Source organism: Microbacterium tenebrionis (assembly GCF_020682665.1).
Classification (GTDB): Bacteria; Actinomycetota; Actinomycetes; order Actinomycetales; family Microbacteriaceae; genus Microbacterium; species Microbacterium tenebrionis.
Genome location: NZ_JAGTTM010000001.1, coordinates 706,883 through 718,371 on the forward strand (window position 1 = coordinate 706,883; position 11,489 = coordinate 718,371).

General features: G+C 68.5%; 14 protein-coding genes. 6 read left to right on the plus strand and 8 right to left on the minus strand.

The genetic code is table 11. From position 1 onward, the window contains the following. Positions 1 to 21: 21 nt before the first annotated feature. Complete coding sequence (locus tag KEC56_RS03585) at positions 22 to 687, minus strand: hypothetical protein (protein ID WP_227529836.1); 666 nt, start codon at positions 685 to 687, stop codon at positions 22 to 24. A 237-nt stretch (positions 688 to 924) separates the two neighbouring features. On the opposite strand from KEC56_RS03585, the gene KEC56_RS03590 reads away from it, so the two are divergent. From KEC56_RS03590 to KEC56_RS03600, 3 genes are all read left to right on the plus strand, one after another. Next, positions 925 to 1,575 carry a TetR/AcrR family transcriptional regulator C-terminal domain-containing protein gene (locus tag KEC56_RS03590; protein ID WP_227529837.1) on the plus strand — a complete coding sequence of 217 codons (651 nt, stop codon included), beginning with the start codon at positions 925 to 927 and terminating at the stop codon, positions 1,573 to 1,575. Between the two features lie 288 nt (positions 1,576 to 1,863). Further along, the gene (locus KEC56_RS03595) at positions 1,864 to 2,211 is read left to right on the plus strand and encodes an ArsR/SmtB family transcription factor (protein WP_175987190.1); all 348 of its coding nucleotides are present in this window, start codon (positions 1,864 to 1,866) and stop codon (positions 2,209 to 2,211) included. 3 nt (positions 2,212 to 2,214) lie between these two features. Then, positions 2,215 to 3,201 (plus strand): SRPBCC family protein, encoded by a 987-nt coding sequence (locus KEC56_RS03600; RefSeq protein WP_175987188.1) that lies wholly within the window; start codon positions 2,215 to 2,217, stop codon positions 3,199 to 3,201. 24 nt (positions 3,202 to 3,225) lie between these two features. On the opposite strand, the gene KEC56_RS03605 is transcribed toward KEC56_RS03600, so the two are convergent. The 4 genes from KEC56_RS03605 to KEC56_RS03620 all read right to left on the minus strand — a co-directional run bounded on the left by KEC56_RS03605 (position 3,226) and on the right by KEC56_RS03620 (position 5,384). Continuing rightward, positions 3,226 to 3,606, minus strand: coding sequence for a DoxX family protein (locus KEC56_RS03605; protein ID WP_175987185.1), 381 nt, complete (start codon positions 3,604 to 3,606; stop codon positions 3,226 to 3,228). A gap of 81 nt (positions 3,607 to 3,687) precedes the next feature. After that, positions 3,688 to 4,434, minus strand: a complete 747-nt coding sequence (locus tag KEC56_RS03610) for a ribonuclease H family protein (protein WP_227529838.1) — start codon at positions 4,432 to 4,434, stop codon at positions 3,688 to 3,690. Positions 4,435 to 4,464: 30 nt separating this feature from the next. Beyond that, positions 4,465 to 4,791, minus strand: a complete 327-nt coding sequence (locus KEC56_RS03615) for a hypothetical protein (protein WP_227529839.1) — start codon at positions 4,789 to 4,791, stop codon at positions 4,465 to 4,467. 32 nt (positions 4,792 to 4,823) lie between these two features. Next, complete coding sequence (locus KEC56_RS03620; protein ID WP_227529840.1) at positions 4,824 to 5,384, minus strand: TetR/AcrR family transcriptional regulator; 561 nt, start codon at positions 5,382 to 5,384, stop codon at positions 4,824 to 4,826. Between the two features lie 37 nt (positions 5,385 to 5,421). Here KEC56_RS03620 and KEC56_RS03625 point away from each other — a divergent pair, with 37 nt between their 5' ends. After that, on the plus strand, positions 5,422 to 6,615 hold the full coding sequence (locus KEC56_RS03625) for an FAD-dependent monooxygenase (RefSeq protein WP_227529841.1): 1,194 nt from the start codon (positions 5,422 to 5,424) through the stop codon (positions 6,613 to 6,615). 13 nt (positions 6,616 to 6,628) lie between these two features. Here KEC56_RS03625 and KEC56_RS03630 read toward each other — a convergent pair whose 3' ends face one another. After that, complete coding sequence (locus KEC56_RS03630; protein ID WP_227529842.1) at positions 6,629 to 7,312, minus strand: hypothetical protein; 684 nt, start codon at positions 7,310 to 7,312, stop codon at positions 6,629 to 6,631. Positions 7,313 to 7,439: 127 nt separating this feature from the next. Here KEC56_RS03630 and KEC56_RS03635 point away from each other — a divergent pair, with 127 nt between their 5' ends. After that, a complete protein-coding gene (locus tag KEC56_RS03635) occupies positions 7,440 to 8,525 on the plus strand; it encodes a mechanosensitive ion channel family protein (RefSeq protein WP_227529843.1) in 1,086 nt (361 codons plus the stop codon). Here KEC56_RS03635 and KEC56_RS03640 read toward each other — a convergent pair. Both KEC56_RS03640 and KEC56_RS03645 read right to left on the minus strand, forming a co-directional pair. Continuing rightward, positions 8,470 to 8,847 carry a protealysin inhibitor emfourin gene (locus tag KEC56_RS03640; RefSeq protein WP_227529844.1) on the minus strand — a complete coding sequence of 126 codons (378 nt, stop codon included), beginning with the start codon at positions 8,845 to 8,847 and terminating at the stop codon, positions 8,470 to 8,472. The two genes, KEC56_RS03635 and KEC56_RS03640, sit on opposite strands and share 56 nt — an antisense overlap. Then, the gene (locus tag KEC56_RS03645) at positions 8,819 to 9,877 is read right to left on the minus strand and encodes a M4 family metallopeptidase (RefSeq protein WP_227529845.1); all 1,059 of its coding nucleotides are present in this window, start codon (positions 9,875 to 9,877) and stop codon (positions 8,819 to 8,821) included. Before KEC56_RS03645 ends, KEC56_RS03640 begins: the two co-directional genes overlap by 29 nt. Before the next feature lie 84 nt (positions 9,878 to 9,961). On the opposite strand from KEC56_RS03645, the gene KEC56_RS03650 reads away from it, so the two are divergent. Then, a complete protein-coding gene (locus KEC56_RS03650; RefSeq protein WP_227529846.1) occupies positions 9,962 to 11,482 on the plus strand; it encodes an SDR family NAD(P)-dependent oxidoreductase in 1,521 nt (506 codons plus the stop codon). The last annotated feature ends 7 nt before the right edge of the window (positions 11,483 to 11,489 follow it).

The window sequence follows — 11,489 nt, forward strand, 5'->3', positions numbered from 1 at the left end:
GTGATGAATGGAGACAGGGAGCTAGCGGCCGAGGCCGGCTTTATCGACGCGGCGGTGGTAGCGCATCCCGGCAAGGCCGCCCAGGATGGCGCCGGCGAGGGCGACGAGGGCGGCGACGATGGCGGTGATGACGCTTCCGGCCGTGAGGTCGCCCTCGTTGATCGGGATGCGGGGGAAGCTGTTTAGGTTCCCCAGGATGTTGAACTGGGCGCCCGCGATCGCGGTGACGATTGCGAGGACCACGGCGATGATGATCGCCCACAGCCAGACCGCGACCCCCTGCTTGACACCGTCGAAGCGCGCCATCCGTCCGGCGACGTACCCCCCGCAGAAGTACGCAACGAGCAGAATGACCGCCAAGACGATGGAGCCAATGATGCCGACGGTGGTGGCGTTGTCCGCGGCGGCGTCGGCAGCCTGGTTCGGGTCGACCTGGTTTCCCAGACCGATCGCGGTGCCGGTCGCGGCGAGCAGCGCGGTCAGGATCACCGCTGTCCCGGTGGCAGTCAACCACCCGAAGAACGCGGAACCGAACTTCATCCCACCGAACTGCTCCTTCTCCCGCGCCAGCACCTGCTCCCGGGTGGTGTCGCCACCGGTCACGGTGTACGCGGCAGCGCCAGCCGTGCCGGAAGACGTGTTCGGTTCGGGGCGGTCGTAAGGGTTGGGTGTGCGACTATCCGGCATTAGGTCTCCTCGTTCGGGTGCGCCCACCGACGCGCGGCGATAGCGGCAGGTGAGGGGTGGGACTTGCCAATCGGGTGTTTACGTCGTAAGCCTGGTCTGAGCGTACACCGTAAGCCGTTCTGGTTCGACAATGCTGGTGGTCGCGGGCTGATTCCGGAGGAGGATTGACATGGAGGTACGTGCGTGAGTACAGAAACTGCAGGATCGTCATCACCGCGGCTAAGCCGCGATCTGATCGTGAAGAGCGCGCTCGAACTCATCGACCGCTCCGGCGCACAAGGACTGTCAATGCGGGCGCTCGGACAGCAACTCAACGTGGAAGCGATGTCGCTGTACCGTTACGTGCACGGCAAGGAAGACCTTCTCGAGGGTGTGGTGGCATTGCTGATGAGCGACCTCACCGCGACGTTGAAAAAGGAGAAGGTGGAGCACTGGCAAGCGTTTCTGCAGCTGGTCGCTCATGAGGTGCGCCGGATCGCCAGCGAACACCCGCTCGCCTTCCCCCTGGTCGCCACCCGGCACCCCGCAGCGCCCTGGCTGCGCCCGCCGTTGCGCAGCATCGAAGTCGTCAACACGTTCCTCAGTGCACTGATCGAGGAGGGATTCACCGACGCGCAGGCCGTCGGCGCCTACCGGTCCTTCAGCAGCTTCCTCCTCGGACAACTCCTCCTCGAGTCCTCCGTCCGCGGAGCCCAAACCGCGCCTGTCGAAGAACCACTCGATGAGGGTAACGCGACCATCCCCCACCGGGACGGCAACGTCTCACTAGACGAAGCTCCCGAGGTGAAGCGGCTCCGGTCTCTACTCAGCGAGGACCGCAGTGAAGAAGAATTCGAAGTCTCCCTCGAGGTACTCCTCGACCGACTAGATCGTGAGCTCTCTCAGTAGCCCACACGAGCGACCGCGCCGCCGACCGTCCATCGCGGGCCGCCGGTTTAGACGATATGTAGTGGCCCTCTTCTAGTAAGGAGGTCGCTACATACCGTCTAGCAGGGTCCGGGGTCACCGCGATCGTACCTCCCATTGACACCGCGACGGCGGCTCAGCGCATTTCGTTGCATTTAGTGCAGCGAGAAAATCAGCTAGTGCAACGAAAAGGCCGCTAGTGCAACGAGAACACTTTCCCGACATCCGACACCTTGACAGGCCCTCCGCCTCGTCATAATGTACAACCAAATGGTTGCACAAGCTGAACTGAGCGAGACGGAGATCGACCGTGTCTTCCACGCACTGGCGACGGCGACACGACGTGACATCCTGCGCCGCACGATCGCCGAGGAGCAGTCGGTGTCGACCCTCGCGGGCGACTACGACATGTCCTTCGCGGCGGTGCAGAAGCACGTCGCCGTCCTCGAGGCCGCCGGCCTCATCATCAAACGCGCCGAGGGGCGCGAGCGGCTCGTCCGCGCGAATCCCGAGATGATCGCGCGCGCTCGGGCGCTGCTGGCCCGATACGAAGAGCTGTGGCGGGCGCGCATCTCCCGCCTCGATGATCTGCTGGCTGAATCCAATGAAGGAGTATGAGCAATGCCTGTCACCGACGTCACCACCGACACCGAGAACCTGACGATGACCGTCACCGCCGACTTCGCCGCGCCCGTCGAGCGCGTGTGGAGCGCCTACAGCGACCCGCGTCAGCTCGAGCGGTTCTGGGGCCCTCCCGGATGGCCGGCCGTCTTCACCGCCTGGGACCACACTGTCGGCGGCCGCGCGAACTACTCGATGACCGGTCCGCGCGGCGAGAAGTCGTCGGGGTACTGGGAGTTCCTCTCGATCGACGAGCCCAAGGGATTCGAGGTGCTCGACGGCTTCGCGGATGAAGAGGGCAACCCGAACCAGGACTTCCCGGCGATGCGGATGGAGTTCCACTTCGAGCCCACCGCCGACGGCACGCGCATGGTCACCGTCAGCCACTTCACCTCGCTCGAGGCGCTCGAGCAGATCATCTCGATGGGCGCGATCGAGGGCGCCACGATGGCGATGGCCCAGATCGACGCCGTGCTGCAGGATCTGCGCGAGTACGCCGAGGGCAAGGGCACCCGCGTCGAGCTGCTCGACGACACGCACGTGCGCATCACCCGGCTCGTGAACGGTCCGCGCGAGCTCGTCTGGCGCGCTCACCACGAGCCCGACCTCGTCCGGCAGTGGATGCTCGGTCCGGACGGCTGGGAGATGACGGAGTGCAGCGTCTCCGCCACGGTCGGCGACAGCTACCGCACCTCGTGGGCGCCTGTCGGCGACACCGAGGGCGAGCCCTTCGGCTTCGAGGGTGAAGTGCTGCTCGTGGACGCTCCGCGCCGCGCGGTCACCACCGAGCGAATGCAGGGCCAGCCGATCGAGACGCTCAACGACCTGAACCTCTATGAAGAGGACGGCGCCACCCTCGTCACGGTTCTCATCGAGTACCCCGACAAGGACACCCGCGACATGATCCTCGCCACCGGCATGGCCGACGGCATGGAGGAATCGTTCTCCCGTCTCGAGCGCGAGGTGCTGGGCGCCCCGCGTTCGTAACTCCGCCGTGCGCGGCGGAGCCGGTCAACGCCGGGTCGACCAGAAGGCGATCCAGACCAAGACGGGCTGGAAGAACAGTCGGACGAATCGCTTCACCTCGGTGTTCAGACCGAACCCGTCGCGGTGATGCATCCACTGGGCGATGTTTCCGGGGAACACGGCGATGAAGAAGAGCGCAGCGATGACGCCGACCAGCCCTCGCCGCTTGCGTGCGAACAGCAGCGCCGCGCCCAGTCCGACCTCGACCACTCCCGATGCGAGCACCGTCGTGTCCGGGTCGAGCGGCACCGACTCGGGCACTTGGGCCTGAAACTCGTCGCGGGCGAATGTGAGGTGCGAGACCCCGGCGAACACCAGCGATGCGCCGAGCAGAACACGGGAGACGGTGCGCGCGCGAGAATCCATGACAGGAGCCTACGGCACCAGAGCGCCCGAATCACTGGCGACGGCGCAGTGCCGAACTGCGGGGACGAGTCGAAGCGGAACTCAGATCAGGCGACGCAGCGCCTGCTCGAGCGAGATGCTCTGCGCGACGGCGCGGTCGCGCAGGCGCGCGTGCTCGTCGGGCGTGAGGGTCACGTGCAGATCGATGGCGGATGCCTCGGGGTCTTCGATGGGCTCAGATGCGTCGAGATCGTCGAACAGCGACGACGTCTCGGCCCAGAGCGGCTGCGACGACGGCGCGCGCGACCCTGGGGGCTCCGGTATCGCGACGGGCTCGGCGCTCGCCGGTCCGGTCGCTGAGCCTGTCGAAGCGTCCGAACCGCCACCCATCGTGAACCCCGGGCCGCGATCCGGCTCGCGCCCTGCCTGATACGCCTTCGCGGCGGCGTTCGCGCGCTCGTCGGCAGCCTCGTTCAGATCATGGCCGGCGTGGCCCTTCACCCACGCGAACTTCACGTCCCGGCCCTGCATCTGCTCGTCCAGCGCCTCCATGAGATCGCGGTTGAGCAACGGCGCGCCGTCGGCCTTGCGCCATCCGCGGCGCTTCCACCCCGGCATCCACTTCGTGATCGAGTCGATCACGTACTTGCTGTCGCACATGATGAGCAGCGATTCGTTCGTGCCGGCGGTCGCCCGCAGCAGTTCGAGAACAGCCTGCAGCTCGCCCTGGTTGTTCGTGCCGTGCGGTGATCCGCCAGCCGCCCAGTTGGCGTCGTCGATGTACCAGGCCCAGCCGTTCGGGCCGGGGTTGCCGAGGGCGGAGCCGTCTGCCGCGGCGGTGATCGTCATCCTTCAACCGTAACGGGCGACGGCGCGGCCTCAGGCCCGTCGGAACACGTAGTACCCGACCACGGCGCCGTGATTCACGACGCCCTCGCCCGTGCCCCACATGCGCGCCGAGGTCGTCGCCCCGCTCTCGATGAACGTGAAGGCGCTCGACTCCAGCCGCCACCCGATCTTCTCGACCTCGCCGAGGAAGTAGCCGATGCTCTCGTCGTGCGTCGCGGTGTTGCCCGCCGAGCCGAAGGACGATTTCTCGCCGGTGAGCAGACTGACGTCCACGGCGATCTGCAGCAGGTCGTCGCCCCGCTCATGGGTGTGGTGCGCGAGCCCCAGCAGTCTGGATGCCTCGTCGGCAGTGGGCATGATTCCCCCTCGTGTCCGTCCTGCCGCACAGCCTACGGCTGACGCAGCATCGACAGCAGGAGCGTCGCCGTCCCTGCCGCCGACAGCCCGGTGAGCACGGGCAGCTCGAGCACGTACCGTCCGAAGATCACGCCGATGATCGCGGTCGCCATGCGCCGCGCCCGATCCTGCCCGAACTGTGCGGCCAGACTCTCGAACACCGTGTGCTGCAGGTACGACGAGAGCACGGACGACCGCGGGTCGCCGGCGGCGAGACCGCGTGCGAACGACGCCAGGCGTGCACCGTGCTCCGGATGCTCCCACACCAGCACCAGCCCGTGCACGAGTCGCGCGAGATCGAGCCGTCCCTCGGCATCTCTGGCCGCACCGATCACCTGATGCGGTGCCGCGCGCAACGATACGGCTACGGCGAGGAGACCGTCGCGGGAGCCGAAATGATAATTGACCAGTGTGTGGCTCACACCGACCTCGGCGGCCAGCCGGCGGGTCGAGATCGCCGCCAGATCGCCGGCTTCGAAGTGCCGGTGTGCGGCATTCAGGAGCAATGCGCGGGCATTCCCGCCTCCTGAGGGTCTGCCGACTTTATTGACCATGCGTGCATCATCGCACCCGGAGGGCGACGGTGGACACATGAGCACCCACATCGACACCGGTTGCGTGGTCGTCGGCGGAGGCCCCGCCGGACTCATGCTCGCGCTCGCGCTCCTCCGGCACGGAGTCGAGGTCGCCGTCGTCGAGAAGCACGCCGACTTCCTACGCGACTTCCGCGGCGACACGATCCACCCGTCCACGCAGGAGCTCCTGGCCGATCTCGGACTTCTCGACGACTTCCTCGCCCGCCCGCATGACGACATGCCGCGCGTGAGCGTGAGCTGGCAGGGTGCCGAGCTCGTGCTCGCCGACTTCACCCGGCTCCCCACCCGTCGGAAGACCATGACGTTCATGCCGCAGTGGGACTTCCTCGATCTTCTCGCCGACGCCGCTGCGCGGCATCCGGGGTTCGTGCTCCTCCGCGAAACCCGTATCGACGGATTGGTCCGCGACGGCGGCCGGGTCGCCGGCGTGACGGGGACGGGCCCGGACGGCGAGGTGACCATCCGGGCGCGACTCGTCGTCGACGCCTCCGGTCGGGACTCCGACATCCGCGCCGCCGCCGGTCTGCAGCCGCAGGGCGTCGCGGCCTCGATGGACGTGCTCTGGTTCCGCCTGTCCAAGCAGCCCGGTGACGCCTATCCGTTCATCCAGGCGGGCTCCGGCATGATCATCACGATCGACCGCGGCGACTTCTTCCAGATCGCCCACGTCATCCCCGCCGGCACCTGGAACGGCGCCGACGCCGACGTGTCGGCCATGAAGGACCGCATCGCACGGATCTCCCCGCGCATGGCGGATGCCGCGGCCGCTGTCGCGGCGGACGACGTGCACCTGCTGCGCGTGCGTCTCGAGCGGTTGCGCCGCTGGTACGTCGACGGGATGCTCTGCATCGGCGATGCCGCGCACGCCATGTCGCCGGCGGGCGGCGTCGGGATCAACCTCGCGATCCAGGATGCCGTGGCCGCGGCTCGCATCCTCGGCCCGGTGCTGCGCGCCGGCTCGCCGACGACCGCCGACCTGCGGCACGTGCAACGGCGCCGCACTCCGCCGACGCGCGTCACGCAGTTCGTGCAGCGCCGACTGCAGGGCCCGCTGATCGCCGAGCGCGCCCCGGATGCTCCGTTGCCCCTGCCGCTGCGCCTGCTGCGCGACCATCCGCGGCTCGCGCATCTGACCGGACGGTTCGTCGGCCTCGGCGCCCGGCCGGAGCGACTCGACGAGGCGCTCTAGGGTCGCTCGATCTTCACGACGGTGGTGCGCTGCACGCCCGCATCCGTCGGCGATTCGAAGCGAACGGGCATCCCGGGATGCCCGTCGCGAACCAGAAGACATCGGGTTCGGCATCCGCCGAGTCGCGCACCTCGTAGCGCAGGCAGTCCACGCGTCCGATCGGCAGCTCCAGGGCCTCGGACGACAGCGTCGTCTGCTCGGCGCGGAACGTCGCATGCCCCTGCAGCTCGCGCCAGGTGACGCGCGAGCTCGCGATCTCGCCCTGGACGATCCCGGTCGGGCCCGAGGTCCATCGCTCCAGCGTCGCGCGCTCATCGTCGAGGTCGCGGAACCGGTTGACGCGGTGAACCGTCGTGCCGTCCGGCTCCTCCACGAGGATGCGGATCGTCTTGCCGCCGCGCGCCGCATCGCGGATCTCGTCAGCCGTGAAGGGGGTCGGCAGGAGCCCGGGGCCGAGCACATGCGGGTCGGGTTCGACGGGATCCTTCGGCGCGGCATCCGATGCCTCGGCGGCCTCCGGCGCCGGCGGCGCGACGGGGAACACGACCGAGGTGTACTGCGCGCCGAGTCCGACGGCGAGCGGATCCACGTCGGGCGCGGCATCCAGAACATCGGCGGCGTCCCGCGGTCCACGCGGTTCACCGGGCAGCGCCGCCCAGGTGTTCTCTTCGTCATTGCGCTGAGAGAAAAGTCCCATGGCGTCCTTCAGAGATCGGCGATGACGATCTTCTTCATCCCCATCATCTTCGCGTACGCGCCCGACCGCCGCGACGAGGCAAGGGTCTGTTTGCGTCACGGCGGGCACCCGTGTTTATGGTGGAGCGATGATGTCACTCGCAGAATTCGCTCTCGATTGGTCCTCGTGGGTCGGCACTCTCGTCGGCGCCACCGTCGCGGTCGTGCTGGTCTCGGTCGCCGTCATCGTCGTGCGGTTCATCGCCGGGCGTGCGCGCGGACGCTCGGCTTGGATCGGCGATCTCGAACGGCGCATCCGCGTGCCGGCCATGACGCTGGCGCTCGTCGTCGCGTCCTGGATCGTGTGCGCGACGACGGCCCCGGCGGCGCTGTCGTGGTGGGCGGTGCTCGAGCGCATCCTCTTCATCGCCACCGTTCTCGTCGGTGCGTGGCTGCTGTCCACGCTCGTGACGTTCGGCATGGAACGGCTCATGCAGTACGACAGCAGACGCGACGCCACGAGCGCGGAGGCCCGTCGCCGCCAGACGCAGCTGACGGTGCTCAACCGCCTCGTCGTCGTGCTGGTCGGGGTGATCGCCGTCGGCGTCGTGCTGTTCTCGTTCCCGGAGGTGCGGGCGGTGGGCACCAGCATCCTGGCGTCCGCCGGCGTGGTGAGCATCGTCGCGGGACTGGCTGCGCAGTCGACACTCGGCAACCTCATCGCCGGCGTCCAGATCGCTTTCACGGACTCGATCCGCGTGGGCGACGTCGTCGTGGTCGAAGGCGAATGGGGGCGGATCGGCGAGATCAACCTCTCCTATGTCGTCGTCTACATCTGGGATGAGCGCCGGCTGATCCTGCCGTGCACGTACTTCACCTCGCAGCCGGTGGAGAGCTGGACGCGCAGGAGCGAGAAGATCCTCGGCACCGTGTTCATGGACCTGGACTGGCGAGTGCCGGTCGATGCCGTCCGCGCGAAGTTCATGGAGATCGTCGAAGGATCCGACGCCTGGGACCGCCGCAAGGCCGGAGTGGTCGTCACCGGCTCCGAGGGCGGTCACGTCACGCTGCGCTTCACGATCTCAGCGAAGGACTCCGACGACCAGTGGGACCTGCGGTGCCTCGTGCGGGAGAAGATCATGACCTGGCTGCAGCAGGAGCACCCTGAGGCGCTGCCGGTCACTCGGGTGATGCTGGATCCTCCCGCGGCGGGATCGGACTCGGCGCGGGTGTAGGCGAGGGCGACGGGCTGTCGGCCTCGCGCACTGCCTCGACGAGCTCCCGCCACGCGCCCTGCAGTTCGGAGTCGGCGAGTTCGCGTTCGCGCACCTGCTGCGGCATCCGCGCCTGGATGCTCCACACGTAGCGATCCGCCCCCCGATCCTTGTGTTGCGGCGCGTCCCACGGGCAGCGCTCGATCAGGCCGACCCACACGTCGATCTCGGGCCGGGGCGGCGCGACCGTCCACCGGCGGCTGATGCCGGCGACACCGCCGGATCGGACGACGGCGACGACCAGCCGGTCGTCGTCATCCGGCGCGTCGAGCTCCTTCGGCATCCAGCACTCCCACGGTCGTCCAGGCGTCGCGAACTGCGGCGGTCACCTCTTCACCGTACTCGCGCTCAGCCGCTTCGACAGTGGCGTCCGCGAAAGCGCGGAACGTCGCGGCCTGAGACAGGCCCCCGGTCAGCGCGCGGTACCAGACCGTTCCGGCCCGCTCCCAGGCGTTGCCGCCGAGCGCGCGTGCCGTCAGAGCGAAGGCCCGATTCGGGATGCCGGAGTTGATGTGCACGCCGCCGTTGTCCTCGGTTGTCCGCACGAACTCGCTCATGTGGGCGGGCTGCGGATCCTTGCCGAGCTCGTCGTCATCGTAGGCGGTGCCCGGTTCGATCATCGACCGCAGCGCCTGCCCCTGGACTTCGTCGGTGAAGATGCCGGCGCCGATCAACCAGGTCGCAGCATCCGCCGTCTGACCGAGCGAGAACTGCTCGGTCAGCGCACCGAGCACGTCTGCCATGGACTCGTTCAGAGCACCGGGCTGACCCTGGTACTCGAGGTTCGCGGTGTGCTGGATCACACCGTGCCCGAGCTCGTGACCGATGACGCTGATCGATCGCGTGAACCCCTGGAAGACCTCGCCGTCTCCGTCGCCGAACACCATGCGTTCACCGTCCCAGAACGCGTTGTCGTAGTCGGTGCCGTAGTGCACGGTCGCGTCGAGCCCTGTTCCGGCACTGTCGAGGGAGTTGCGCTGGAACGCCGCCAGCAGCATCTCGAACGTCGCACCGAGTCCGTCGAAGGCTTCGTTGACCGAGGCGTCGTCGACGGGCGGGTCGTCCTCGTTGCGGACGACGGCCCCGGGCAGCGTCTCGGTGCCGTTCGCATCGCTGATCGTGCGATTCGGCGCATCCGTCAGCTCGGCGACGAGGTCGCCGTGCTCGTCGATCGACAGGTTCAGGCGGGCACGGAACTGGGGTCTGCCGGCGAGCAGGGTCTGGCGCGCAGCATCCGCGGCCTTCGGGAACCGGCCCGACTGGGCGAGGCGGGCGAGGAGGTATGCCGGAATGATGCCGTGTGCGCTTTCCATGGGGCCGACGATACGCGGGGTCGCCGACAGAGTCACGGCCGCCGCGGGAGCACGCCCCCCCCAGGTCGCTCGCGTAGAATCGGCATGGTGACCGATGCCCCCGCCGACAGCCCCGCAGACCTCGGCGACGGCCTCGACCCCGACGACCTCGCCACCACGCTCCGGGTGCTCGCATCGCTCGATTCGATGAGTGAGCAGCATCCCGACTACATCGCCGTCCGCCGCGCGACCGGGCGGATGTTCAAGGCCGTCAAGCGCGCCCGCCGCAAGGAGATCCGCGACGCGATCGCCGAGGCCGACAAGGCGGTCGTGGCGAAGACCGCGACGGGCGCCCCGGACCGCATCGACGACGAGACCCGCGGCAACGACCTCGCCTCCAGCGTGGATGCCCCGATCGCCGGCGAGCTGCTCAAGCCCCGCAACTGCTACATCTGCAAGCAGCCGTACACGCTCGTCGACGCGTTCTATCACCAGCTCTGCCCGGACTGCGCCCGCTTCAGCCACGCCAAGCGCAACGCGCGCACCGACCTCTCCGGCCGTCGCGCGCTGCTCACCGGCGGGCGGGCCAAGATCGGCATGCACATCGCGCTGCGTCTGCTCCGCGACGGCGCGCACCTGACGATCACGACGCGCTTCCCGCGGGACGCCGTGCGGCGCTTCTCGTCGCTGCCGGATGCCGCCGACTGGCTGCACCGCCTGCGCATCGTCGGCATCGACCTGCGCGACCCCGCTCAGGTGATCGCGCTCGCCGATTCCGTCGCGGCTCAGGGCCCGCTCGACATCCTCATCAACAACGCCGCGCAGACCGTGCGGCGCTCGCCGGGTGCGTACTCGCTGCTGGCGGATGCTGAGATGCAGCCGCTCCCCGACGGGCCCCTCCCCGAGATGGAGACCTTCGGGCACACCGCCGACCCGCACCCGCAGGCGCTCGAGGCGTCTGTCGCGGCGAATCCGCTGCTGTCGGTGGCATCCCTCGGCGGCACCGTCGCCGAGCAGGGCGGCCAGGCGCTGACGGCGGAGGACCTCGCCCGCCTCGCGATGGCGCCCGGTTCGTCGTCGCTCGCGAAGCACGCCGACGGCTCCGCGATCGACGCCGGCGGCCTCGTCCCCGACATCGATCACGTCAACAGCTGGGTGCAGTCGGTCGAGCAGGTCGATCCCCTCGAGATGCTCGAGGTGCAGCTGGCGAACACGACCGCGCCGTTCCTCCTCATCAGCCGACTGCGCGCATCGATGGAGGCATCGGACGCGCACCGGAAGTACGTCGTGAACGTCTCGGCGATGGAGGGGCAGTTCTCGCGCCGATACAAGGGCCCGGGGCATCCGCATACGAACATGGCCAAGGCCGCGCTGAACATGCTCACCCGCACGAGCGCCGGCGAGATGCTCGAGACCTCCGGCATCCTCATGACCGCCGTCGACACCGGATGGATCACCGACGAGCGCCCGCACCACACCAAGGTGCGCCTGGCGGAGGAGGGCTTCCACGCCCCGCTCGACCTCGTCGACGGCGCCGCGCGCGTGTACGACCCGATCGTGCAGGGCGAGGCCGGCGTCGACCTGTATGGCGTGTTCCTGAAGGACTACAAGCCCAGCCCCTGGTGACCGGACG

Coding starts and splice junctions, on each gene's coding strand:
- KEC56_RS03640 (WP_227529844.1), bottom strand. CDS start 8,847: ATGCCGAAGGAGCTCGACGCGCCGGATGACGACGACCGGCTGGTCGTC.
- KEC56_RS03645 (WP_227529845.1), bottom strand. CDS start 9,877: ATGGAAAGCGCACACGGCATCATTCCGGCATACCTCCTCGCCCGCCTC.
- KEC56_RS03610 (WP_227529838.1), bottom strand. CDS start 4,434: ATGACGATCACCGCCGCGGCAGACGGCTCCGCCCTCGGCAACCCCGGC.
- KEC56_RS03635 (WP_227529843.1), top strand. CDS start 7,440: ATGATGTCACTCGCAGAATTCGCTCTCGATTGGTCCTCGTGGGTCGGC.
- KEC56_RS03625 (WP_227529841.1), top strand. CDS start 5,422: ATGAGCACCCACATCGACACCGGTTGCGTGGTCGTCGGCGGAGGCCCC.
- KEC56_RS03585 (WP_227529836.1), bottom strand. CDS start 687: ATGCCGGATAGTCGCACACCCAACCCTTACGACCGCCCCGAACCGAAC.
- KEC56_RS03620 (WP_227529840.1), bottom strand. CDS start 5,384: ATGGTCAATAAAGTCGGCAGACCCTCAGGAGGCGGGAATGCCCGCGCA.
- KEC56_RS03630 (WP_227529842.1), bottom strand. CDS start 7,312: ATGGGACTTTTCTCTCAGCGCAATGACGAAGAGAACACCTGGGCGGCG.
- KEC56_RS03650 (WP_227529846.1), top strand. CDS start 9,962: ATGGTGACCGATGCCCCCGCCGACAGCCCCGCAGACCTCGGCGACGGC.
- KEC56_RS03600 (WP_175987188.1), top strand. CDS start 2,215: ATGCCTGTCACCGACGTCACCACCGACACCGAGAACCTGACGATGACC.
- KEC56_RS03615 (WP_227529839.1), bottom strand. CDS start 4,791: ATGCCCACTGCCGACGAGGCATCCAGACTGCTGGGGCTCGCGCACCAC.
- KEC56_RS03605 (WP_175987185.1), bottom strand. CDS start 3,606: ATGGATTCTCGCGCGCGCACCGTCTCCCGTGTTCTGCTCGGCGCATCG.
- KEC56_RS03595 (WP_175987190.1), top strand. CDS start 1,864: ATGGTTGCACAAGCTGAACTGAGCGAGACGGAGATCGACCGTGTCTTC.